Raw genomic sequence first — 25,142 nt, forward strand, 5'->3', positions numbered from 1 at the left:
CCGCCACGTATTGCCACGATGTGCCCGGTTTGCACTCTCCCGGTTTCGTGCCGCGAGCACCCTCGCGTACCCACAGCCTGGCGCGCCTTGGTTAGGGTGTGGTCACGCCCGCCGCGGCGGCGCTGACCACTCGCGCCCCGCAAGTCCCCGTTCCCCCGAAGTCTCGTTAGGAACCACCGCATGGACGCCTCCAACTCGACGACGCTGATCGGCCTCGTGGTCGGCGCGCTCGTCTTCCTCGGCATCATTCTCATGGTCGTCCGCCTGTACCGCAAGGTCGCGCCCGGCCAGGCCCTCGTCGTGACGAAGCTGCGCGCGCGCAAGGTCTCCTTCACCTCCGCGCTGGTGCTGCCGATCATCCACCGCGCCGAGTACATGGACATCTCGGTCAAGACCATCGAGATCAACCGCGCGGGCAAGGACGGCCTGATCTGCCAGGACAACATCCGCGCCGACATCTCCATCACGTTCTTCGTGCGCGTCAACGCCACGGTCGAGGACGTCATCAACGTGGCCGGTGCGATCGGCACCAAGCGCGCCTCCGACCAGGAGACGCTGCAGGAGCTGTTCAACGCCAAGTTCGCCGAGGCGCTCAAGACCGTCGGCAAGCAGCTCGACTTCACCGACCTCTACACGAACCGCGACGAGTTCCGCGACCGCATCATCAACGTCATCGGCACCGACCTCAACGGGTACTCCCTTGAGGACGCGGCGATCGACTACCTCGAGCAGACCCCGATGGACCAGCTCGACCCCAAGAACATCCTCGACGCGCAGGGCATCCGCAAGATCACCCAGCTCACCGCGATCGAAGCGGTCACCACGAACGAGCACCGCCGCACCGAGGAGAAGGAGATCAAGCGCCAGGACGTCGAGGCCCGCGAGGCCGTGCTCGAACTCGAGCGCCGCCAGACCGAGGCCGAGATCCGCCAGCAGCGCGAGATCGAGACCCTGCGCGCCCGCGAGTCCGCCGAGGTCCAGAAGGTCCAGGCCGAGGAGCGCCTCAAGAGCGAGACCGCCCGGATCAAGACCGAAGAGGCCACGGGCATCCAGCACGAGAACCGCCTCCGCGAGATCGCCGTCGCCGAGAAGAACCGCGAGCGTGTGATCGCCGTCGAGACCGAGCGCATCGAGAAGGACCGCATCCTCGAGGTCGTCGGCCGCGAGCGCGAGGAAGAGCTCGCCCGCATCGCCGCTCAGAAAGAGCTCGAGGCGCAGAAGCGCGACATCGCCGACGTCATCCGCGAGCGCATCGCCGTCGAGAAGACCGTCGCCGAGCAGGAAGAGGGCATCAAGCGCCTGCGCGCGGTCGAAGAGGCCGAGCGCGAGCGCCAGCGCGTCATCATCCTCGCCGAGGCCGAGGCCCAGGAGAGCCTGGTCAAGGACATCAAGGCCGCCGAAGCCGGCGAGGCCGCGTCCAAGCACCTCGCCCGCCAGCGCCTGACCGAGGCCGAAGCGGCCCAGCAGGCCGCCGAGCTCGAGGCCCGCGCCAAGATCCGCCAGGCCGAAGGGGACCAGGCCATCGCGGCCGCCCCGGGTCTGGCCGCCGTCCAGGTCCGCGAGGCCGAGGCGGACGCGATCGAGAAGGGCGGGCTCGCCGAGGCGAAGGCCGCCGAGGCCAAGGGCCTGGCCGAAGCCGAGGCGCAGGCCGCCATCGGCAAGGCCGAGGCGACCGCGACCTCCGCGAAGGGCCTGGCCGAGGCCGAAGCCCAGGCCGCGAAGGGCACCGCCGAGGCGAACGCCCTGCGCGAGCGCCTCCTCGCCGAGTCCGTGGGCCTCACCGAGAAGGCCGCCGCGATGGACGCCCTCTCGGACGCCAGCCGCGGGCACGAGGAGTACCGCCTGCGCCTGGAGATGGAGAAGGAGCTGCGGGGCATGGAGATCGACGCCCGCCGCTCGATCGCCGAGCAGCAGGCCGGGGTCATCGCCGCGGGCCTCACCAGCGCCGACATCTCGATCGTCGGCGGCGACACGCAGTTCTTCGACCGGGTCGTCGGCGCGATCGGCTACGGCAAGGCCGTCGACGGCTTCGTCGCCAACTCCGATGTGGCGCAGAGCGTCGCGGCCTCCTGGGGCAACGGCTCCACGTCGTTCGCCGAGGACCTCAAGGGCGTCCTCAGCGGTGTCGGCAGCGAGGACGTCAAGAACCTGACGGTCTCGGCCGCGCTCGTCAAGCTCATGCAGGGCGGCGGCGACCACGACGTCCTGTCGGGTCTCCTCGGCAAGGCCAAGGAACTCGGCGTCGCCGAGAAGCCGGCGCTCGAAATCGCCAAGTAGGTCATTGAGAACGGGACCGCGGCCCGTCGGGTCGCGGTCCCTCAGTCCGACTCCCAACGCTCCCAGGGGAACCCATGGCCGAAGAGAAGTCCGCCACCGAAGCGCCCGCTGCTGCCGCCCTCGACGCCGGCACCTACGAGGTCCTCTCGTCCCGCCTCGCCGACTTCGCCGACGAGCTCGCCGGGCGCGCCGAGGCGCTCAATACCGCCCGCACCGACGCCTTCGGCTCCACGGGGCTCACCCTCCTGGGCACCACCCGCATCCGCACCGCCAACAACTGCGTGCCCCGCGACATCGCCCGCGTCGGCGACCGCCTCCTCTTCGGCTACAACGTCCACATGGGACTCAAGTCCCACTCGGGCGTCGGCGACGTCTTCGCCCTCCATGATTTCAAGCGCGAGGGCAACGAGTTCGCGTTCACCGAGGTCACCGAACCCGGGCACCTGCTCGACCAGCCGAAGTTCACCGCCGACTTCACCGAGATGTACCGGTACTACCGGTCCACCGAGCTCCTCCAGGTCCGCGAGGTCGACGGTCGCCTCCTCGCCGTCTTCAAGATCGGCGACAACCTCGCCGACCAGCGCGTCCTGCGCTGGCAGCTCGCCCCCGGCAAGGAACCGGCCTATATGGACGCCCGCGGCGACGCTGACGCCCGCTGGCCCGACCCGTACGACTTCGAGTGGACCCCGACGGGACGCGAGCACCACGTCACCGGCCGCCACCCGCACGTCTCCATCGAGGACGAGATCTTCGTGGAGTGCCTCAACGGCGACCTCACCGTCAAGATCGAGGACAACACCGAGTCCGGCGAGGGCATCTACAGCGAGCCGGTCGCCGAGCCCCTGCAGTCCCTCGCCGACGCCGACATCGCCTACGCCCGCATCGGCCCTCTCATCCTGCTGAAGATCCTCCCCTACAAGGAGACCGTCACCCGGTACCTGATCTTCAACTCCCGCACCGGCACCATCGTCCGCGCGGACGCCATCGGCCAGGCCTGCCGCCGCCTCCCCGAGGACCACGGCCTCATCTTCCCCGGCGGCTACTACCTCAACGAGGGCAAGCTCAAGACCTTCGACCACGATGTGACGGACCTCCGCTTCAAGCGCGTGATCCGCTCGCCCAACGGCGAAGACGTCCTCTTCGTCTTCTACCACGAGGTCGAGGGCCGCTCACTGCTCTTGCCGTACAACGTCATCCGCAAGGAAGTGGCCGCGCCGATGAGCGTCCACGGCTACGCGGTCTTCGACGACGGCACCCTCGCGGCCTTCCGCTTCACCGGCGAGGAGGCCACCCGCGTCCACCCGATGCAGATCTGGTCCACGCCGTTCGTCTCCGAAGCCCACGCCGCCGCAACGGAAACCGGCGACACGCCCGTGCACCGCATCGGCAACGCCGAGGCCGTGCGCGCCGTCTCGGACGCGCTCTCGGTCGCCCGCATGGTGCGCGAGATGCAGCCGGCCCAGGCGGTCTTCGAAGCGCTCATCGCCGCCGCCACCCGCTGCCTCGACGACTACCCGTGGCTCGGCGACGACGGCCTGCACGACCTGGACGAGAGCCTCGCGAAGGTCCGCGACACCGCCGAAGCCGTGCTCGACGAGTACGCCACCGTGGCCGAGCTGACCGCCGAAGCGAAGAAGGCCCTCGAACTCGCCCAGACCGACACGGTCAAGCTCCTGCGCCGCGCCCGCGGCGAAGCCCCCAAGTCCGCCGAGCAGTGGGTCGCGCTCCTCGCCGAGCTGCGCGGCGCCGGCGGCCACCTCGTCACCCTCCGCGAGACCCGCTACATCGACCTCGCCGGACTCGACGCGCTCGCCGCCGAGGTCACCGAGACGCTCGACTCCACGGGCCGGCGCGCCGTCGCGTTCCTGGAGCGGGAGGACGCGTTCGCCGCGTACTTCGAGCAGGTCGCCGACCTCGAGCGCAAGGCCGAGGCGATCGGTTCCGTCGCCGAGTCCGACCCGCTCCTGAGCGACCTGGACGAGCGCCAGCGGGGCCTGGAGACGCTGACCGAAGTGGTCGCGACCCTGGAGATCGGCGACGCCGTCGTGCGCACCGCGATCCTCGGGCGCGTCTCGGAAGTGCTCGCCGCCGTCAACCGCGCCCGCGCCACGCTCGCCGCGCGCCGCCGCGAACTCGCCGTGGGCGAAGGCAAAGCGGAGTTCGCTGCCGAGTTCGCGCTGCTCGGCCAGTCCGTCACCGCCGCGATCGCCGCCGCCGACACGCCCGCCGCGTGCGACGAGCAGCTGGGCCGCCTCCTGCTCACCGTCGAGAACCTCGAGACCCGCTTCGCGGACTTCGACGAGTTCCTGACCCGCCTGGCCGACAAGCGGACCGACGTCTACGAGGCGTTCTCCGGCCGCAAGCAGCACCTCCTCGACGAGGCCGCCCGCCGCGCCGAGCAGCTCGCGCAGTCGGCCGCCCGCATCCTGGAGGCCGTGGCCCGCCGCACCGCCACACTGTCCTCATTGGACGAAGTGAACACCTACTTCGCCACCGACCCGATGGTCGAGCGCCTCCGCAAGGTCGTCGCCGAGCTGCGCGGCCTCGACGACACCGTGCGCGCGGAGGAGATCGAGGGCCGCATCAGCGCCGCCCGCGCCGAGGCCGGGCGCGCGCTCAGCGACCGGCTCGACCTCTTCGACGGCGATGCCGTCAAGTTCGGCGAGCACCGCATCCCCGTCAACACGCAGCCGCTCGACCTCACCCTCGTGCCCTCCGGGGACGCGCTCGCGTTCTCGCTCACCGGCACCGACTACCGGCAGGTCGTCACCGACCCCGGCTTCAGCGACACGAAGCCGTACTGGCACCAGTTCCTGCCCTCGGAGAACGAGAGCGTCTACCGCGCCGAGCACCTCGCCGCCGCGCTCCTGGCCGAGCACGGCCCCGCGAAGCTCCTCGCCGAAGACCTCCCCGCGTTCACCGCCACCGCCGCCGCCGAACGCTACGACGAGGGGTACGAGCGCGGCGTCCACGACGCCGACGCCGCCGCGATCCTCGCCGAGGTCCTGCGCCTCTACGCCGCCTCGGGACTCCTGCGCTACCGCTCCGCCGAGCGGGCCGCCACCCAGCTCTACTGGGGGCACGGCATCCCGAAGGAGGAGCGGATCGCGATCCGCACCCAGGCCCGCTCGCTCGCGCGCGCCCGCGCCGTGTTCGGCCGCGCCGACGCCCTCGCCGACCTCGGCGCGGACCTCGGCGAAGCCGTCAACCACTACCTCAACAGCACCCTGCTGCCGCTCGAGGTCGACCCCGACCTCGCCGGGGAGTACCTGGTCGAGGAGCTCGCCGACCCCAGCGGCGGGTTCGCGGTCTCGCAGCGGGCGCGCTCGCTCCTGGCCGCGTTCGAACGCCAGATCGGGCCGGGCGCCAAGGCGGACTTCGAATCCGACCTGCGCGCCCTCGAAGGCGACATGACCTCCAAATGGGAGCTCGCCGCCGTCTGGCTCGAGTCGTTCCTGCACCAGGCCGAACCCGACGGCTTCGACGAAGCGGACCTCCCCGAGGCGCTCGCGGTGATCCTCGCCGAGGTCGACACGTACGACGTCACCGCCGAACTCTCCAGCAGCGTCACCGGCCTGCTCGGCACCCACGCGCGCATCGAGGGCCGCGTGCTGCCGCTGCGTCTGGACGAGTTCCTGGCCCGCACCGGGCGGTTCCGCCGCACCGTGCTCCCCGGCTACCGCGCCTACCAGCGCCGCCGCGGCGAGCTCATCGAAGGCCACCGCCGCAAGCTCCGCGTCGAGGAGTTCAAGCCCAAGACGATGGCCGGGTTCGTGCGCAACCAGCTCATCGACGACGTGTACCTGCCGCTCATCGGCTCGAACCTCGCCAAGCAGATCGGCGCCGGGTCAGGGGAGGGGCGCCGCACCGACCAGTCGGGCATGCTCATGCTCATCTCCCCGCCCGGCTACGGCAAGACCACGCTCATGGAGTACGTGGCCGACCGGCTCGGGATGCTCCTGGTCAAGGTCAACGGGCCCGCGCTCGGGCACGAGACGGTGTCGGTCGACCCCGAGGACGCGCCGAACGCGACCGCCCGCGCCGAGGTCGAGAAGATCAACTTCGCGCTCGAATGCGGCAACAACGTGCTGCTCTACCTCGACGACATCCAGCACACCAACCCCGAGCTGCTGCAGAAGTTCATCTCGCTGTGCGACGCGCAGCGGAAGATGGAGGGCGTCTGGAACGGCCGCACCCGCACGTACGACCTGCGCGGCAAGCGATTCGCGGTGTGCATGGCCGGCAACCCGTACACCGAGGCCGGCCAGAAGTTCCGCATCCCGGACATGCTCGCCAACCGCGCCGACGTGTGGAACCTCGGCGACGTCCTCTCCGGACGCGACCAGGTGTTCGCGCAGTCCTACATCGAGAACGCGCTGACCTCCAACAAGGTCACCGCGCCGCTCGCCGGGCGCGAGCGCTCCGACACGTCGATCCTCATCCGCCTCGCCAACGGCGACCCGACGGCCGCGCCCGAAGCGCTCAAGCACCCCTACAGCGCTGGCGAGCTCGACCAGCTCCTCTCCGTGCTGCGCAAGCTCGTGCGCATCCAGAAGACCGTGCTCGGCAACAACCTCGCGTACATCGCCTCCGCGGCGATGGACGACAGCGCCCGCACCGAGCCGCCGTTCCTCCTCCAGGGCTCCTACCGGAACATGAACCGGCTCGCCGAACGGGTGGTTCCGGTGATGAACGACGACGAGCTCGAAGCGGTCATCGACGACCACTACGCGGGCGAGGCGCAGACGCTCGCGTCCGGCGCGGAGGCCAACCTGCTCAAACTCGCCGACCTCCGCGGCCGACTCACACCCGAACGCGCTTCGCGTTGGGAGGCCGTGAAAGAGGCCTACCGGCGCGAGCAGACCCTCGGCGGATCGAGCGACGATCCAATGTCGAGAGCGGTCGGCGCCATCACCTTGCTCTCCGACCGCGTCAAGGGCATCGAGACGGCTTTGCAGCAAAGGAACGGCGCCGAACTGGAATAAGTCCTCTCCGCTGGCCCGGGCCTCCCTTGCCACCCGGTACGCTCTTGAGCAAAAGCTTGGCGCGTAGCCCGTAGTGCCCCTGCAGCCACTGACCATCGAATAAGGGAGGTCCCCCGTGCCGACGAAGACGGGAGATAAGGTCCGGATCATCGTCCTGGGCACCGGCCCCGACGCCGAAACTGCCCGCCTCATCGCCGAGTCCGACGCCGATGTCGCCCTCGCCAAACAGTTCACCAAGACCGTGACCCACCTGGTCATCGACGACACCGTGAAGCCCACCGAAGCCCGCTTGAAGAAGGCCGAGGAGGCCGGCGTGCCGGTCCTCTCCTTCGCCGAGTTCAAGGCGCTGCTGGTCGCCGGCGCGGAGGACGAGGTCGAGGAAGTCGTGGAGGCCGAGCTCGAGACGGCCCCCGCCGAGACCCCTGTGGCCGTGGTGGACACCGAGCCCGAACCCGAGCCCGAGTCCGAACCCGTCGACGAACCCGGACCCGTGGTGGTGCCCGAACCTGAGCGCGAGCCCGTCGAGGAGCCCGAACCGGTCGCCGACCCCGACCCGGGCATCATCGACGAGCCCGGACTCACCACGGACTCCGTGCCCGCGCCCGTCGAGACCGAGACCGCTGAGCCGGAAGCCGCTGCGCCCGGGGCGAAGGATGAAGCGAAGGACGCCGACGTCAAGCCGGTCGCCGAGGCGATCGACGAGCCCGAGGAAGTCCCGGCCGACCCCGAGAAGACGGTCCCGTCCCAGGCGGACGCCCCCGCCATCGAGACCGACGTGAGGGGCGGCACCAAGCCCTCCTTCATCGACAAGATCAAGTCGATCTTCGGCAAGAGCGTCGCCAAGAAGTAGCGCACGCCAGTGCGCGGAAAGCCCTGGGCCCCAGCGGCCCAGGGCTTTCCGCGTCTCTCTCACCACAACGGCGGCGCCACCACCGACATGTCCAGCCGCGACGCGCCCCTCGCCGTCCACGCCAGGGCCGCCGTCAACGGCGCGGTCGCCCGGCGAAAGCGCCGCGATCGGCGACGCGCTGGCCCATACGCTCCGACCGCACCCGCCGGAGGCTTTACGCTACGGGCGAAACGGATCGAACCCGTCCCGGGAAGTTGAGTCGGATACACTCAACTTCGGGCCGCTTCGGCAGCCGCGCCCGGGTGCGTCGCACCTCGGAGCGTACGAGGCCCGCATGCCGTGGACACCATTCCTGTCGGACATCAGAGGAGCAGGGGAACCGTGGACGTCAACCGTCTGACCACCAAGAGCCGAGAAGTGATCTCCCAGGCCGCGCGCACTGCGGCCGCCGGCGGCAACCCCGCCGTCGAACCCTGGCACCTCCTCGACGCGCTCCTCACCGTCGACGGCTCCACCGCGCCCGGCCTGCTCCAGCTCGTCGGCGTCACCCCCGGCACCGTCTCGGCCGAGACCGAGCGGCGCATCGACGAGCTCCCGTCGGCCTCCGGGCCCTCCGTGTCCGAGCCGTCCATGGCCCGCGAATCCCTGCGCGCCATCAACGCCGCAGACAAGCTCGCGACCGACTACGGCGACGAGTACGTCTCCACCGAGCACCTCCTCACCGGCCTCGCCCAGGCCGGCGGCGACGTCGGCACGTTCCTCGCCGCCCAGGGTGCCACCGAGAAGAAGCTCATCAGCGCCTTCCCGACCCTGCGCGGCGGCGACCGCAAGATCTCCACCGCCGACCCCGAGCAGGGTTACAAGGCCCTCGAGAAGTACGGCGTCGACCTCACCGAGACCGCCCGGTCCGGCAAGGTCGACCCGGTCATCGGCCGCGACACCGAGATCCGCCGCGTCATCCAGGTCCTGTCCCGCCGCACCAAGAACAACCCGGTGCTCATCGGCGAGCCCGGCGTCGGCAAGACCGCGATCGTCGAAGGCCTCGCCCAGCGCATCGTCGCCGGGGACGTCCCGGAGTCGCTGCGCGACCGCCGCGTCATCCTCCTCGACCTCGCCAGCATGATCGCCGGCGCCCAGTACCGCGGCCAGTTCGAGGAGCGCTTCAAGTCCGTCATGGAGGAGATCAAGTCCTCTGACGGTGAGATCATCCCGTTCATCGACGAGCTCCACACCATGGTCGGCGCCGGCAAGTCCGAAGGCTCCCTCGACGCCTCGAACATGCTCAAGCCCGCCCTCGCCCGCGGCGAGCTCCACATGATCGGCGCGACCACCCTCAACGAGTACCGCGAGCACATCGAGAAGGACGCCGCCCTCGAACGCCGCTTCCAGCAGGTGTACGTCGGCGAGCCCACGATCGAGGACACCGTCGCGATCCTCCGCGGCCTCAAGGAGCGCTACGAGGTCCACCACGGCGTGCGCATCACCGACTCCGCGCTCGTCGCCGCCGCGCAGCTCTCCGCCCGCTACCTCCCCGACCGCAGGCTGCCTGACAAGGCCATCGACCTCATCGACGAGGCCGCCAGCCGCCTGCGCATCGAGATCGACTCGCGCCCTGAGGAGATCGACACGATCGAGCGCGCGGTGCGCCGCCTCGAGATCGAGGAGACCGCCCTCCAGAACGAGAAGGACGACCCGGCCTCCGCCGAGCGCCTCGCGTCCCTTCAGCGCGAACTCGCCGACGAACGCGAGAAGCTCGCCGCCCTCTCCCGCCAATGGGAGTCCGAGAAGAACCGCATCGGCAAGGTCTCGGACCTGAAAGAGGAACTCGACGACCTCCGCACCCAGGCCGAACGCGCCGAACGCGAATACGACCTCGAGAAGGCCGCGCAGCTGCGCTACGGCCGTATCCCCGAGCTCGAGCAGCAGCTCACCGCCGCCGAGGCCGAACTCGCGAGCGCGGACACCGACCCTGCGGCCCAGCCGATGCTGAAGGAGGAGATCGACGCGGACGAGATCGCCGACGTCGTCTCCGCGTGGACCGGCATCCCCGCCGGCCGCCTCCAGGAAAGCGAGAGCCACAAGCTCCTCCACGCCGAGCAGGTCCTGGGCGAACGAGTGGTGGGCCAGCTCGAAGCCGTCACCGTCGTCTCCGACGCGCTCCGCCGCGCCAGGGCCGGCCTCTCGGACCCGAACCGCCCCACGGGCTCGTTCATCTTCGCGGGCCCCACGGGCGTCGGCAAGACCGAGCTCGCGAAAGCCCTGGCCGAGTTCATGTTCGACGACGACCGCGCCATGATCCGCATCGACATGGGCGAGTACACCGAGCAGCACTCCACGGCCCGCCTCATCGGCGCCCCGCCTGGGTACGTCGGCTACGAGGAGGGCGGCCAGCTCACCGAGCCCGTGCGCCGCCGCCCGTACTCGGTGGTCCTCCTGGACGAGGTCGAGAAGGCCCACCCGAGGGTCTTCGACACCCTCTTGCAGGTCCTGGACGACGGCCGCCTCACCGACGGCCAGGGCCGCACGGTCGACTTCCGCAACGTCATCCTCATCATGACCTCGAACCTCGGCTCCTCGGCCCTGGTCGACCCGCTGCTGGAGGACACCGCGAAGCACGACCAGGTCATGGCGGCCATCCGCTCGCACTTCAAGCCGGAGTTCCTGAACCGCCTGGACGACATCGTCATCTTCCACGCGCTCGAGCACGACCACCTGAAGTCGATCGTGGAAGTCCAGCTCCGCTTCCTGGAGCACCGCATGGAGACCCGCCGCCTCAAGCTCGCCGTCAGCGACGCCGCCAAGTCCTGGCTCGCCGACCGCGGCTTCGACCCGGTCTACGGCGCCCGGCCGCTGCGCCGCCTCATCCAGTCCGCCATCGGCGACCCGCTCTCCCGCGAAATCCTCGAAGGCAAGATCATCGACGGCGACACCGTCGAAGTCGGCGTGAGCGACAAAGGCGACAAACTCACCGTCTCCAGGAGCTGACACCGACATCGATCGCCGCAAACAATACGAATTCCTGCCTTAACGGAACCGCACGTCAGATGCTGCGACGACGCGTCTGACATTGGCACCGACCCGGCATTCCAGAGTGGTCTCAGCCGTCTACAGTCATGTTCAGCTTTCCCCCGGAAGGACCGAACATGACTGTCAGCAATCCCTCCGCAGTGAACCGCCGATGGTTCATGCGCCTCGTCGGCGGCGCCGCCGCGGCCGCCACCGGAAGTGCCGCCGGAGCCGTCGCGGTCGCGGGGTCGAGTGCCGCCGTCGAGCTGCCGCCGGGCACCGCCGTGGCGCAACGGCCGCACGGGAGCCCCGCCGAGCCCCCGCTCCCGCCGCTGCCGGAGCAGCTGGAGGGCGGCAGCGCCACGCCGCCGAGCAACCCGGTGCCCGAGCCGCGCAGCGCGCCGGAGGCCGAGTCGTTCGCCATGGACGACGTCCCGACCACGCTGCCGTTCGAGTTCAACCAGAACGGGTACCTCGCCGTCGTGGACCTGCCCGAGGCCATGCGGCCCTGGCGGGACCGACCCACGAGGTGGGAGAACGTCACCCCCAACACCCAGCACACGTACCTGGACGAGGAAGGCGTGATCCAGTATCGGCCCGACTGGGACGTGCCGGGCTACGACCAGCCCGTCACCCAGATCCAGTTCGGACTCGGCTGCATCTCCAGCTACCGCACCGAGCAGGACCCCGCCCGCAAGGAGCTGTTCCTGACCCGGGCGAAAGCCCAGGCCGGACGCCTGATCGAAACCCGGGTGGAGGCCCGCGGCGCCTGGTACTTCCCGTACCCCTTCGACTTCAGCTCCGCCACCCACAGCGGCGTCTCCTACAAGGCCCCCTGGTACTCCGGGATGGCCCAGGGCGAGTCGCTCAGCCTCTTCATCCAGCTCTCGGAACTCGACGGGGTCACCGACGAGGAGCGCACGCTGTACCGCGAGGCCGCCGACGCCGCCTTCGCCTCCCTGCTCCGCGGCGACGACGGCACGCCCTGGGTCGTCCACCGCGACCGGTCCGGGTACCTGTGGATCCAGGAGTACCCGAGCAGCACGCCGGGCACCGGGGACTTCACCTACAACGGCATGATCTTCGCGATCTTCGGCCTGTGGGACTACGTGCGGGCCACCGGCAACGAGCTCGCCGCGGCGCTCTTCGACGGCTCGTGCACGACGATGGACCGCTTCTACCCGCTGCTGCGGAACCCGCGCTGGATCTCCTTCTACTGCCAGCAGCACCGGGTCCCCACCGTGTCGTACCACCAGCACGAGATCAACTTGTACCGGCAGCTCAGCTGGCAGACGGGCGTTCCCGCCTTCGCCCAGAAGGCCGAGCAGCTCACGGACGACTACCCGTGGCCCTCGCTGGCCCAGGGCTGCAACATCGCGTTCGCCGCGGGCACCCACACCTTGTACAAGCTCGACACCGACGCTGACGGCGACTACGTCGCGTCGAAGGGCGACGCTGAGCTCGACCGCAAGACGGTGACGTTCACCCGCGCCACCCAGGCGCCCGCGAACCGGCGCCGACGGATCAAGGACCGCGGCATCTACTACCGGATCTCCGCCGGCGCCTACACGGGCTGGTGGGTCGGCGAGGCCTACCCGAAGGCCTACCTGGTCGGCGAGTACCTGCCGGTCGTGTGCTACCCCGCCCGGACGCTCACCTTCCCCGCGAACACCGAAGTCGACTGCTTCACGCTCGGAGCGGACGGCCGCTTCGACACCACCCGCACCGTCTCCTTCACCAAGAACTCCAACGCCCCCTTCGACAGGCGTTCCATCGTCAACGGCAGGCCGATGTACCGCATCTCCGGCGGCTACCTCACCGGCTACTGGGTCTGGTACGGCCACGTCACCGTCGACGGGAACTGACCGCAAGAGCCTGACGCCCGGGTCCCGCAACAGCGAGGCCCGGGCGTCGGTGGTCCTTCGTCGCTGTTCAGTCGCACCGGCGTCTGCCGAAGGCAAGAGCACTATGGAATGAAAAACCGCGGTTTCCCGGAATAACCCGTCATCATTGGTCATAGTGCGTAGATGGCCGTTCCTGAACCACTGGGCCTGACACGTCGCACCGTCCTCACCGGTGCGGCAGCCCTCCTCGCCGCCGGAACCGCGGGTCTCACCGCCGCGCGACCAGCCCGCGCGGCGAACCTGCCGCAGATCCGCGCCGCCGCAGCGGGCTGGATCGGACGGGGCGGCGAACTCCTCGTCCTCACCGCCGACCCCGCGACCGAAGCCGACTACGCGCTCCGCCTGCTCAAAGCGACCGAGAACCCTGCCAGCGGCGCCGAACTCGGCCCGCCGCTCCCGCTCCCGCTGCCCTCCGGGTTCCACCCGCATTCGATGGCCGCGCTCGGCGACACGCTCTGGATCACCGGCGCGACCGAACTCGCGCCCGACCAAGCCCGGCCCGCGCTCGTCCGCGTCCGCGACTCAAGGACCGCGTACGCCGATCTGCCCGTGCCGAAGGCGATCCGCTCCGGTATCGCCACCGCCATCACGCCGGTCGGCGACCGCGGCCTCGCCGTCGCCATCGAAGGCTGCCCCGACCAGCACCTGGCCGTCATCACCCGCGCCCACCTCGCCCGCACCGCCGACGCCGGCCGCACCTGGACGGAGCGGCCGCTCGCCACCGGCCTCGGCGAGGGTTACGGCACCGTCCTCACCTCGCACGACGGCGGCCTCTTCGTTGCGATCGGCAGTGGTGAAGGCGCCCAGGCGATCCACACCGCCGGTGCCCGGACCGCACTGACCCGGGCCGCGACGATCAGCGACGCCGGCCGCCCGATGGCCGCCGTCGCCGCGGCCGACCACGTCAGCGTCTTCTCCGATCACCTCGGGACCGTCACCGAGACCCGCTTCACCGCCGCGGGCGCGCCCCTCGAAGCCGCCCCCGCGTGCGCGTGCCAAGGCGAGATCCACGCCGTCCCGGGCAGACCCGGCACCTGGCTCGAGACCGACGGCCAGACCATCCACATCAGAGGCGCCAGCTGACGCACCGGCACGGCGAAGGAGGACCCATGGCATTCCCCAGCAGCAGCACCGCATTCGCGCGCTCGACCTGCGACTACCCCGACATCACGCGCGACTGGCTCCACCAGAGCGCGCTCAAGACCCGCTACCGCACCGCCTTCGACGGGGACGGCAACGGCGTCCACCCCTCCACCACCTCGTTCACCATGCACGAGGAGGCCCACGCCAAGGCCGGCCTGGTCATCCGCGACCTCCACAACCTCGGCGCGAAGTACGCCCGCAGCGAAGGCCCCTGGACCTACCGGTGGACCGGCCTCGCAGGCGCCAAAGTCTGCAAACCCGGCTACCACCGCTACGGCGCCGCCATCGACTTCACCCGCTTCGACTGGGGCTCAGGGCACTACGTCGACACCGCGCTCCACGGCAAGGACAGCCGCCTCTACATGCGGCGCCGCTACCTCGCCGTGATCGCGACCTGCCGCAAGCACTTCGGCACCGTCCTCCACTGCAACCACGACCCTGACGGCTCCCACTGGAACCACATCCACGTCGACCGCGGCCGCCAGGCCGTCGCCGCCAACTGGGGCTACCAGACCGACACGACCATCATCCAGTGGGCCGCAAGGGATCTCGCGGGCGTGAAGGACATGCCCATCGACGGCGACTTCGGCCCCAAGACCAAGCGCGGCTACGAGCTGCTGCGCGAAAAGTTCGGGACGGGCGGCGTCGACCCGACCGCCTCCGGCGGCAACTTCCGGGTCTGGCTCGACCTCATCGGCCGCCACGGCATCGCCGACAAGCCCGCCGGCACGTTCCGCGCCACCACCGCAACGGCGACCGAGACCGCCGCCGCGAGCGACTGACCGAGACCCGCCCGCACCAGTAAGGAGCAAGCCTTGGACGACCCGCACCGGACCGGCAACGGCCGCAAGCACTTCGCCATCGCCCTGGTGCTCGCAGGCGTGCTCGCCGCCTGCGACCTCGACGCGTCCGGTGACGGCGCCGACGCCGGCGTGTTCTACGCCTTGGGCGACGACCACCGGCTCTACCGCTGGGACCCGGGCGCCGAGGCCGACGGCACCGAGGACGAGTCCGCAGGCGTCGAACCCGTGCTCGACCTCAGCGGCGTCTGGGACGGCGAAGGCGACGTCGGCACCGTCCTGCGCGCGTCCCTTAGCATCGACCCGAGCGGTCGGCACGCCGCGTGGGTCGCCGGGGCGAGTCCCGGTGCGTCGCTCATGTTCGGCGACCTCGAGACCGGCGAGATCACCACCGCCGTCCAGTACCCCGTGGACCACGCGTGCATCGACCCCGCCTGGTTGCCCGACGGCTCCGCGATCCTCGCCCACCGCGCCCCGGTCTGGGGCACCGAGACCGCCGCGGGCGACGAGATCCCCTTCCCCGTCACGACCTGGGGCGCCACCGAATGGCACTCGCCCGACGCCGGACAGCTGCCCACCACTGTGGACCTGGACCCGCACGGTTGCCGGATGCGCTGGTACACCGCCGAAGACGGCTCGGCCCAGGCGATCTACCACGACCTCGCGTTCAACTACCTCTACCGCGTCGACGCGAACGGCGATGTGCTGCAAACGATCCCGCTGTCGAGCCTGGCCGGAGCGCGGACGCTCACCATCGGGCTCGTCGGCGTCGACCCGACCGGCCGCTACGTGTGCGTCGTCGACGGCTACACGCCCGACAGCGCCGCCAAGGGCGGCTTCACGATTCGCGCCGAATCCGGCACCCGCGTGCTCGACCTCGACTCAGGCGAAGCGGTCGGCCCCGACGAAGCCCGATGCACCACCCTCCACGAGGACGGCTTCGTCTCCCGCAGCGACGCCTCGGTCGCCTTCATCGGCTACGACGGCGACAACCGCTGGACCACCGAGCTTCCCGAACCGATCGCCGAATCGCCGGTCCTGTACTTCTTCCCCGACGGGTCCTGAACGGTCCGGCATAGAATCGCGGGCGTGAACCGCGTCATCGGCATCCGCCGCCACCCGCTCAAATCGGCCGCCGCCGAGCTTGTGACCGAGGCGTTCATCGGCAAGCACGGCCTCGACGGCGACCGCACCTGGACCTGCCTCGACGCCGACGGCACCATCGGCAGCGCCAAGCAGCCGCGCCTGTGGGGAACCCTCCTCGACGTCAAGGCCTTCTTTCAACCGGCCCAAGGCGACACCCCGGGCACTGTCCACATCGAAGCTCCCGGTGCGGCCCCCGCGCTAGCAGGCACCGCGGAGGCCGACAAGGCCGTCTCGGCGTGGCTCGGCCGACCCGTCCGCCTCACCCGCAGTGCGCCCCAACAGCTCAAACGCCACCACTGGTGGCCCGACGAGCCCGGCATGATCCCCGACTGGGCCGCCGACAAAACGCCCGGCGACGATGACATCGTCACCGCGGGCCACGACGCCGAAGGCGGCCGCTTCTTCGACTACGGCCCCGTCCACCTCGTCACCACCGGTGCCCTGGAACGGCTCAGCGCCGAGCACGGCCGGGAGGTCGACCCGACCCGCTTCCGCCCCAACCTCATCCTCGACCTCCCCGAGGACCCCGAACCGGGCCAGCGCATCGCCATCGGTCCCGATGCCGTCCTCGAAGTGGCGATCCCGACCCCGCGCTGCGTCATCCCGTCCCTCGCCCACGGCGACGCGCTCGCCGACCGCGCGCTCCTCAAGACCCTCGCCGCGCACCACCGCATCGACGTCCCCGCCTTCGGCCGCGCCACCTGCTTCGGCCTCTACGCCAACGTGCTCGCGGTAGGCACGGTCACCATCGGCGACCGTGTCACCGCCGCAGCGCAGTGAACGGCCCGTCCAGCGCTGAGCGCCGAACGGGCCGTCCACGAGCTCGTCGAAGCCGGTCGCGAAATACCGCCGGCCTTGCAACCTGTCGCGCAATGCCGCTGAACTAGTTGAAACCGGTCGCGTAGTACCGCGCCTTGTAGAACTCCGCGCCGCTGCGCGTCCGGTCGGCCGACTGCGAGAACACCACCGTCGGGCTGCCCCAGTCGCGCGAGCCGGCGTTGTCGCCGCGCACGTAGAAGTACTCGCCCGTGCGCATCTTCACGTACGCCTTGATGCGCGTGGTCGTGTGCAGCGTCGTCTTCGACAGCGTCGACTTGCTGATCGAATAGACCCCGTACGAGTCCGAGACCAGCAGCCGGTCGGAGTTCGAATAATCCGGCTGCAGGTCGTGCCCGAGCCCCGAGAGCGCCACCTTCTTGCTGGTCGCGCTGATCCGCACGTTCCGGTACGTGCCCGACACCTTGTACGCCTGCACGACCTTGTTCCCGCAGGCCCACAGCAGCTTGTTGTTCGGGTCCCACAGCACGCCGTGCGCGCCCGCGAGCGTCACCCGCTGCACCTGCGCGAGCGTCGACGGATTCGAGACCGCCGTCGGCCCGTACACCGTCAGATACCCGTCGGACGAGGCCGCCACGAACGCGCCGATGTCCGGGATGCGCTCCAGCGCATGCGGGTTCCCACCCGGCGTCGCGCTCCATAGGACATCATTGAGTTCCTGGTCCTTCTCGTCGGTGATGTTCCAGATCCCGACCCGCCCGCCCGACGCCGCGGCCAGCCCGATCGCCCCGAACTGCGCCGTGTCCCGAATCCGGCAGTCGGACAGGTTCGCCCACCCGCCCGTGCCCGGGCTCCACGACTTGTACCGGTTGGCGTCGCTGAACGCCGCGTTCTTGTCGAACACCATCACCTTGTTGGCGACCTGCTCGGTCACCATCACCTTGAAGTTCGCCGTGTCCGCCGACGCCACACCGGCCCCGACCACCCCGGCCGCCGCCAACGGCGCCCCAATGGCCGCCACCCGCAGAAAACTCCGCCGTCTCATGCTGCTCCTCATGGGGGTAGGAAGCGTCCGCACCCAACCCAGGCCGCGAACCACCCACCAGTGTGCGACACCCGAACCAGTCCAAAGCAACACGCGCCCTCTGGCCGCCCCAGCAGCAATGGCCCCGAGAACCAGAAAAGCCAGGTCCGGAGACCTGGCTTTCGTTGGTGCGCCGCGAGGGATTCGAACCCCCAACCTTCTGATCCGTAGTCAGATGCTCTATCCGTTGAGCTAGCGGCGCAGGTCGGCTTGATCGTTTCGATCAGGACCGGGCATAACCTTACCTGGGGCGAAAACCGATCTGCAACCGGGTATGCGGATGTGCGCTGGGTCATTGCGCATGGTTTGGGCTGTCCGTGGGATTCGAACCCACGGTCAGCGGGCGTTCAGCAGTTGTCGAGGACGGTCTTCGCCAGGGCTCGCCAGGCGGCGGGGAGGGCCTCGGCGCGTTCGGGGAGGGGGGCGTTCGCTGCGGCCCATACTGCGGCTTCGGCCTCGGTGACCTCGTCGCCGAGCAGGTAGCGCTCGACGAAGGCCGCGCGGTGCTCGTGGCCGGGGAAGAAGTAGCCGCCCGCCGCGAAGAGCGCGACGTAGGCGCGGTGCAATCCCGCGGTGAGGGTCTCGGCCAGCTCCCAGGGGTCGGCGGCGTCGCCCAGGCGCTTGGCCAGGGTCTCGACCTCGCCGGCCACGGCCTCGCGGGAGGCGTCGGCCAGGGCCTGCGGGAACTCGGTGACCTCGGCGCGGGCCTTCGAGCCCAGTTCGGAGTCGTCGGCGAGGAGGGTGCCCTCGGCGAAGCGGGCGATGACGTGCAGGGGCTCGTCGCCGGGGTGCTGCCAGCCCTCGCCGCGGTCGAGGGCCTCCAGGTCGGATTGGAAGCGCGCGACCGTGAGGTGCACGGCCTCGTCGCTGGCGTCGGCGGGGACGGTGTCGGTCTCCCACACGCAGACCAGTTCGGCCTCCTCCCCGAAACCGGACAGGGCGGGGCCGTGCGCATAGGCGAACGCGAGGCGCTCGTCGTCGTTGATCTCGGCGAGGACGTCGGTGGAGAGCCTCAGGACCGCGTTGGGAAGGGACATGCCGCAATTGTGGCCGTTGTTCGCAACCGCGTCTACCCGTACGTTCGTACGCGCACGCGGTGATTCCGGCCATGCGGCCGGGCGCAGTGGAACACGCTGATCGGCGGAGGGCTCATGTCGTAAGGGCCGGTTAGCATGTCCACATGGCATCACCCACCGGCCGCGTCGGCACCGATCTCGAGCCGGGCGCGGTCGCCGCCTGGCGGGCCCACTCCCAGCGGCTCTGGGGCGAGCGCTTCGCCACACCCCTGGACGCGTTCAGGCACCTGGGCGCGGTCCAGTCCCAGGAGTTCCAGCCCTCGAAACTCACCCCCGCCATGCGCACCCGCCCCGACGCCGAGGGCCTGGCGTTCGCGGGCGTCGACGCGGTCGACGCGCTCATCGAGAAGGGCGCGGTGATCCGCACCCACGTGCTGCGTCCGACCTGGCACACCGTCCCGGTCGAGGACATGCGGATGATGCTCGGGGCCACCGCCCACCGGGTCATGCAGGTCGCCGGCACGCAGTTCCGCAGCCTCGGGCTCAGTGAGGCCGAGCTGCTGCTCGGGGACGAGGCGCTCGCGGCGGCCACCGCCGGCGGGCGGCACCTGCTGCGCGAGGAGGCGTCCGAGGCGCTGGCGGCCGCCGGGATCGCCGACCCGACCGGGATGCGCCTCATCCACCTGCTCTTCCACGCTGAACTGGAGTCGGCGATCTGCTCGGGCACGCCGAAGGGCGGCAAGCAGACCTACGCGAACTTCGACGAGCGCGTCCCGGCCGGATCGGTCGATCAGGACGAGGCGGTCCGGGCGCTGGCGCTGCGGTTCTTCACCTCGCGCGGGCCCGCCACCGTCAAGGACTTCACGCGCTGGGCGACCTTGAAGGTGGCCGACGCGAAGGCGGCGATCGACGGGCTCGGGCTGGAGGAGCTGCGGGTCGGCGAGCGGGTGCTCTACTACGTGCAGGAGCCGCCGGCCGGGCGCGATGCGGGCCCGGTGGTGGACTTCGTGCAGGGCTTCGACGAGATGATGTGCTCGTACACGGACACGAAGGAGTTCGTGACGCACCACTCGGTGCCGCCGACGCGGTTCCCGGGCCGGGCGCGGTACACGTCGGTGATCCTGCTGGACGGCCAGGTGATCGGCAGTTGGAAGGCGACGCTGAAGCGCGAGAGCGTGCTGCTCGAGACGTGGCGGGTCCGGGGGTTCACGGCCGCCGAGATCGCGGCGCTGCGCCGCGGCGCGGACCGGCTGCGGGCCTGGTACGGCAAGCCGGAGATGGAGCTCGTGCTCGACCACGAGGACTGACACTGCGTAAGCGGGCAAATCCGGAATGACGGATATGTTCCGTACGCAGTGCCCCCGTTCAACAACCTGTACCTCGCCGGTACGACAACCCGCGTGAACGCGAAACGGCCTCGCTCGCACTGCGAGCGAGGCCGTTTCGTCAGTACTACTAGAGGCGGCCGAGGGCCTCGGCGAACGGGGCGAGTCCCATCGAGCCGAGGTTCAGCGCGTCCGAGTGGAACTGCTTGAGCGAGAAGTCGGCGCCCTTGCGGGCCTTGTAGTCCTCGCGGGCCTGCATCCACAGGCGCTCGCCGACCTTGTACGACGGGGCCTGGCCGGCCCAGCCGAGGTAGCGGTTGACCTCGAAGTGGAGCATGTCGTCCTCGATCGTGCGGGTGTGGGCCCGCATGAACTCGAACATCTTCTCGCCGTCCCAGGTCTCGCCGGCGCGCCAGCCGAACGGGTTGTCCTCGGGGATGGCGAACTCGCAGTGGAGGCCGATGTCGACCACGACGCGGGCGGCGCGGAACGCCTGCGCGTCGAGCATGCCGAGGCGCCCGGCCGGGTCCTCGTCGTAGTAGCCGAGCTCGTCCATGAGCCGCTCGGAGTAGAGCGCCCAGCCCTCGCCGTGGCCCGAGCACCACATCATCTGGCGCTGGAAGCGGTTGAGGAGCTCGATGCGGGCCATGGTCTGGCCGACCTGGAGGTGGTGGCCCGGCACGCCCTCGTGGTACACAGTGGACTTCTCACGCCACTTGCCGAACAGCTTCTGGCCCTCCGGCACCGACCACCACATGGCGCCGGGACGGGAGAAGTCCTCGCTCGGCCCCGTGTAGTAGATCGCCCCGTCCTCGGTCGGCGCGATCTTGCAGTCGATCGTGCGGATCTGCTCGGGGATGTCGAAGTGCTTGTCCGCGAGGTCGGCGATCGTGGAGTCGGCGAGGTCCTGCATCCAGTCGCGGAACACGGCCTTGTCGGTCATGTTCTCGTTGGGGTCCTGGTCCAGGAACGCCACGACCTCCTCGATCGACGCGCCGGGCTTGATGCGCTCGCAGGTCGCGCGCATGTCGTCCTCAATGCGGGCCAGCTCCTGCCAGCCCCACGCGTAGGTCTCCTCGAGGTCGATCGCGGAGCCGATGAAGTAGCGGGACGCGCGCGAGTACCGGTCGCGGCCCACCGCGTCGTTCTTGGGCGCCTGCGGGGCCAGCTCCTCGCGCAGGAACAGCGCGAACTTCGTCGCGGCGTACCGGGCGCGGGTCGCGCCGTCGCTCAGGGCGATGCGCAGCGGGCCGGTCTTGATCGGCTCCCCGTCCACGGTGACCCCGTTGACCAGGTTCGCCCAGAAGTCGGTCTCGATGCCTTTGGCGCCGTTCCAGTTGTCGCAGTGCGTGGCGACCTCGAGGACCTGCCGCTCGGCGGCGACGCGGCCCGCGGCGGCCTCGGCGCGCAGCGTCTCCGTGTACTGCTCGAACGCGGTGGGGACGGCCTCGAGGCGGGCTGCGATGTTGCGTGCGGCCTCCTCGCCGTCCTTCGGCATGAGGTCGAAGATCTGGCGCACGCTGTGCACGGGGGAGGCCAGGACGTTGAGGCTCAAGTAGGTGTCGCCCGTTTCGTGGCGCTCCATCTGGAGGCGCAGGCGCTCCAGGATGGCGTCCTTGGCGACGCGCTCGCGCTCGTCGACCGGCTCGGCGGCTTCCAGGTCGGCGATCGCCTTGCGGGTCAAGGCGGCCTCGGCCTCGAGCCCGGCGGGCGAGAGGTCGTCGATCTCGTGGTCGTGTCCGGGGACGCCCATGCTCGTTGCCGTGAGGGGGCTCAGGGCGATGACGTCCTCTACGTACTGGTCGGCGATGCGATCGATGCTTCTCATGGAGTGGACTTTACGCGAGGGCGCCGGGCGAGCGCGACCTCGCTTTCGACCGCTTCGAGCCATCCGCCGGCCGCGCCCAGCTCCATGAGCGACGCCCTCGTGAGCGGGATGCGCTGCGCCGCTTCAGGTTCGGGCGGCCAGTCGGCACGGAGTGCGCGGGCCCGGTCGAACCATTCACTGATTGAGTTCGGCCGATCGGTGTAGGCGTCCAGGTCCGCCGCCGCAGCGTCCAGCTGCACGGCGAGGTCCTCCACGGCCGCCATGAGCTGCTCCCGGTTGCCTTCGCACATCCCGGTGAACAGCGCGGTCGGGCTGGCCGCGACGCGGGTGCCGTCCCGGAACGAGCCGGCCGCGAGCGTGCGGGCCAGCGGCTCGTCGGCGACGTGCACGAGCGCGGCGGCGACCAGGTGCTCGAGGTGCGAGATGCGGGCGGCGGCCCGGTCGTGGTCGGCGGCCGTGGCAGGCACGACCTGCGCGCCGATCGATGTCCACAGCCCGGCGAGGGCCGTCCAGTCCGCGAGGTCGGTGCCCGTTTCGAGGCACAGCACCCACTTGCGGCCCTGGAACAGGCCCGCCTCGGCGGCGCCGAACCCGGCGGTCTCCTTGCCCGCCATGGGATGCCCGCCCACGAACCGGTGGCGCGCGAAGATCCGCGCGGGCTCGGCCTTCACCGAGGAGACGTCGGTGACCAGGCCGGTGTAGCCGTCCAGGGTCGCGGACGCGACGGCGGCGAGGTGGCGGAACGGGGCGGCCACGACCGCGAGGTCGGTGTCCGCGAGCGCGGCCGGGTCGGCGGTGACGGGGAAGTGCGCGGCGGCGGCCTCGCGGGTGGCCGGGTCCGGGTCGAGGCCGAGCACGTCGTGCCCGGCGTCGGCCAGGGCCAGCGCGGCGGAGCCGCCGATGAGGCCGAGCCCGATGACCGCGACGCGCATCAGAGGTAGAGCCCCGTGCCGTCGTTGTCGACGCGCTTGGCGGCGACCGCGTGGATGTCGCGTTCGCGCAGGAGGATGAAGGTGCGGCCCTGCATCTCGACCTCGGCCTTGTCCTCGGGGTCGAACAGGACGCGGTCGCCGGTGACGACCGAGCGCACGAGCGGCCCGACGCCCACGGCTTCGGCCCAGTGCAGGCGCCGGCCCATGGCGGCGGTGGCGGGGATGACGATCCCGGCGGCGGAGCGGCGCTCGGAGTCCGCGTCCTCGCGCACGAGGAGGCGGTCGTGCAAGAGCCGGACCGGCAGGCCGGTCGTGGAGTCCAACGGTGTATCGGTCACAACGCGCCAGCTTACCGGCAGCGGTGGCCGGGCGCGAAATGCGAGCGGGGAGTCTCACGTCCGCCCCCGGGGTCGGGGGTGTCGGATCCCCGCGCCCCTGAACACAAGGGTGCCCTGCGGGTACGACACTTCGCCCGCCGCCCGCGAGCCGCCGCCCCGCCGCGGGGTGCCCACGGGCACTCGGTACAGGCTGCTGTATCGGCGCAGTCGCACCCAACCGGTACGGTACGTGTTGACGTTGCACCCACCTCCTTCCGGAGGAACCGTCCTTGGAGAGACCGTGAGCCGATTCCGCCGCACCACCGCCCGGGCACGTCAATTGTGGATCGGCATGCGTCTCAACCCGGTCGCCGAACGGGCGCTGGCCCGGCGTGACGAACCGGTCGAGGACGACATCGAGATCCCCAGCGGCATACCGCCGGAACTGGACCAGTCCGGCGACGGCGAGCGCCCCGAACGCGACTTCGTCCCCACGGGCCTGGCGGTCGGCGCGGCCTGGTCCTGGCGGCTTCTCATCATCGGCGCCGCGATCGCCGTGGTCCTCTACCTGCTCAGCTACGTCACCACGGTCGTCATCCCCGTCGCGATCTCCTTCCTCCTGGCCGCCATGCTCCAGCCGCCCGCGGCGTGGCTGATCCGCAAAGGCTGGAACAAGTCCCTCGCCTCGATCCTCATGCTCGTGGCCGGGCTCGCCGCCGTCGGCGCGATCCTCACGTTCGTCGTCCAGCAGTTCATCGCCGGCATCCCCGACTTCTACGACTCGATCGTCACCGGCCTCCGCGACACCCAGGCCTGGCTCGAATCCGGCCCCTACGGCCTCAACGGCGCCCAGGTCGCCGAGATCGTCGCGAACATCCAGGACAACATCACCAACTGGTACGACGAGAACCAGCAGGCCATCGTCCAGACCGGCGTGGACGTCGCCACCTCCACCGCCTCCGGCCTCGGCAACTTCGCGGCAGGCCTGTTCCTGGTCCTGTTCACGACCTACTTCTTCATCCGCGACGGCCGCCGCATCTGGACCTTCCTCACCGGGATGCTCCCGCGCACCGCCTCAGAGCCGCTGCGCTACGCCGGCGGCGCCGGCTGGTCGACCCTCGTGCAGTACATGCGCACCATCGTGGTGGTCGCCGCAGTGGACGCGATCTTCATCGGCCTGGGCCTGTACCTCCTCAAGGTGCCGCTGTGGCTGCCGCTGACCACGCTGATCTTCCTCGGCGCGTTCATCCCGATCATCGGCGCCACGATCTCGGGCATCGTCGCCGTCGTCGTGGCCCTCGTCGGCGCCCCGAACGGCCTCGTCACCGCGCTCATCGTCCTCGGCATCGTCCTCGCGGTGCAGCAGCTCGAGTCGAACCTGCTGCAGCCCTTCCTGATGAGCCGCGCGGTCAAACTCCATCCACTCGCGATCGTCCTCGCCGTCACCGCGGGCGGCTTCGTGTGGGGCATCATCGGCGCCCTCGTCGCCGTGCCGCTCCTGGCGATCGTCAACGGCACCGTCCGCGCCCTCAACCGCTACCGCGAGGCCCGCCGCGAAGCCCAGTCCCGCGGCCTCGAAGGCGAGGACGCCACCGCCGAAGCGGTCAGAGTCAGCGCCGCCGCCAGTGCAGCAGAGCGGGCCCGCCGCGCCGCCGGCTCCAAGGGCACCGGCAAAGACAGCACTGACACCGGCGAGCAGGCGGCGCAGGAGGCATGAGCACCAACGCCACGGTCACTGAAGTCCCCGCCCAG

16 protein-coding genes and 1 tRNA gene are annotated in these 25,142 nt (G+C 70.3%); 11 read left to right on the top strand and 6 right to left on the bottom strand.

What is annotated here, in order from left to right:
- The first annotated feature begins 180 nt into the window (after window positions 1–180).
- The 9 genes from AB0I03_RS13755 (at window position 181) to AB0I03_RS13795 (ending at window position 16,891) form a co-directional block, all read left to right on the top strand.
- Window positions 181–2,277, top strand: coding sequence for an SPFH domain-containing protein (locus tag AB0I03_RS13755; RefSeq protein WP_360411545.1), 2,097 nt, complete (start codon window positions 181–183; stop codon window positions 2,275–2,277).
- A 74-nt stretch (window positions 2,278–2,351) separates the two neighbouring features.
- A complete protein-coding gene (locus AB0I03_RS13760; protein ID WP_360411548.1) occupies window positions 2,352–7,262 on the top strand; it encodes a DNA repair ATPase in 4,911 nt (1,636 codons plus the stop codon).
- Between the two features lie 115 nt (window positions 7,263–7,377).
- Entirely contained in the window at window positions 7,378–8,112 is a 735-nt protein-coding gene (locus AB0I03_RS13765; RefSeq protein ID WP_360411551.1) for a hypothetical protein, read from the top strand.
- Between the two features lie 381 nt (window positions 8,113–8,493).
- Window positions 8,494–11,097: an ATP-dependent chaperone ClpB gene (gene clpB / locus AB0I03_RS13770; protein ID WP_360411554.1), complete on the top strand. Its 2,604-nt coding sequence runs from the start codon at window positions 8,494–8,496 to the stop codon at window positions 11,095–11,097.
- Between the two features lie 158 nt (window positions 11,098–11,255).
- Complete coding sequence (locus tag AB0I03_RS13775) at window positions 11,256–12,983, top strand: D-glucuronyl C5-epimerase family protein (RefSeq protein ID WP_360411557.1); 1,728 nt, start codon at window positions 11,256–11,258, stop codon at window positions 12,981–12,983.
- Window positions 12,984–13,145: 162 nt separating this feature from the next.
- Window positions 13,146–14,105: a hypothetical protein gene (locus AB0I03_RS13780; protein WP_360411559.1), complete on the top strand. Its 960-nt coding sequence runs from the start codon at window positions 13,146–13,148 to the stop codon at window positions 14,103–14,105.
- 26 nt (window positions 14,106–14,131) lie between these two features.
- Entirely contained in the window at window positions 14,132–14,947 is an 816-nt protein-coding gene (locus AB0I03_RS13785) for a hypothetical protein (protein ID WP_360411562.1), read from the top strand.
- A gap of 33 nt (window positions 14,948–14,980) precedes the next feature.
- A complete protein-coding gene (locus AB0I03_RS13790; RefSeq protein ID WP_360411565.1) occupies window positions 14,981–16,030 on the top strand; it encodes a hypothetical protein in 1,050 nt (349 codons plus the stop codon).
- Window positions 16,031–16,054: 24 nt separating this feature from the next.
- Window positions 16,055–16,891 (top strand): MOSC domain-containing protein, encoded by an 837-nt coding sequence (locus AB0I03_RS13795; protein ID WP_360411568.1) that lies wholly within the window; start codon window positions 16,055–16,057, stop codon window positions 16,889–16,891.
- A 103-nt stretch (window positions 16,892–16,994) separates the two neighbouring features.
- Here the strand turns inward: AB0I03_RS13795 and AB0I03_RS13800 are convergent, their stop codons facing one another.
- The 3 genes from AB0I03_RS13800 to AB0I03_RS13810 form a co-directional block, all read right to left on the bottom strand.
- Window positions 16,995–17,933: a DUF6528 family protein gene (locus AB0I03_RS13800; RefSeq protein ID WP_360411571.1), complete on the bottom strand. Its 939-nt coding sequence runs from the start codon at window positions 17,931–17,933 to the stop codon at window positions 16,995–16,997.
- Between the two features lie 165 nt (window positions 17,934–18,098).
- Window positions 18,099–18,174: transfer RNA gene (locus AB0I03_RS13805), tRNA-Arg, on the bottom strand.
- 145 nt (window positions 18,175–18,319) lie between these two features.
- Window positions 18,320–19,009 (bottom strand): hypothetical protein, encoded by a 690-nt coding sequence (locus tag AB0I03_RS13810; protein ID WP_360411574.1) that lies wholly within the window; start codon window positions 19,007–19,009, stop codon window positions 18,320–18,322.
- Between the two features lie 143 nt (window positions 19,010–19,152).
- Between AB0I03_RS13810 and AB0I03_RS13815 the strand changes: the two genes are divergently transcribed.
- Window positions 19,153–20,295 carry a winged helix DNA-binding domain-containing protein gene (locus AB0I03_RS13815; RefSeq protein ID WP_360411577.1) on the top strand — a complete coding sequence of 381 codons (1,143 nt, stop codon included), beginning with the start codon at window positions 19,153–19,155 and terminating at the stop codon, window positions 20,293–20,295.
- 148 nt (window positions 20,296–20,443) lie between these two features.
- On the opposite strand, the gene AB0I03_RS13820 is transcribed toward AB0I03_RS13815, so the two are convergent.
- The 3 genes from AB0I03_RS13820 to AB0I03_RS13830 are packed head-to-tail and all read right to left on the bottom strand — an operon-like array spanning window position 20,444 to window position 23,411.
- Entirely contained in the window at window positions 20,444–22,141 is a 1,698-nt protein-coding gene (locus AB0I03_RS13820; protein WP_360411580.1) for a DUF885 domain-containing protein, read from the bottom strand.
- Window positions 22,138–23,073, bottom strand: a complete 936-nt coding sequence (locus AB0I03_RS13825) for a prephenate dehydrogenase/arogenate dehydrogenase family protein (RefSeq protein ID WP_360411583.1) — start codon at window positions 23,071–23,073, stop codon at window positions 22,138–22,140. The genes AB0I03_RS13820 and AB0I03_RS13825 overlap by 4 nt, the downstream gene beginning before the upstream one ends.
- A complete protein-coding gene (locus AB0I03_RS13830; protein ID WP_360411586.1) occupies window positions 23,073–23,411 on the bottom strand; it encodes a co-chaperone GroES in 339 nt (112 codons plus the stop codon). The genes AB0I03_RS13825 and AB0I03_RS13830 overlap by 1 nt, the downstream gene beginning before the upstream one ends.
- A 280-nt stretch (window positions 23,412–23,691) precedes the next feature.
- On the opposite strand from AB0I03_RS13830, the gene AB0I03_RS13835 reads away from it, so the two are divergent.
- Window positions 23,692–25,107: an AI-2E family transporter gene (locus AB0I03_RS13835; protein ID WP_360411589.1), complete on the top strand. Its 1,416-nt coding sequence runs from the start codon at window positions 23,692–23,694 to the stop codon at window positions 25,105–25,107.
- Window positions 25,108–25,142: the final 35 nt, after the last annotated feature.

This window comes from Glycomyces sp. NPDC021274, from assembly GCF_040641195.1.
Classification (GTDB): domain Bacteria; phylum Actinomycetota; class Actinomycetes; order Mycobacteriales; family Micromonosporaceae; genus Glycomyces.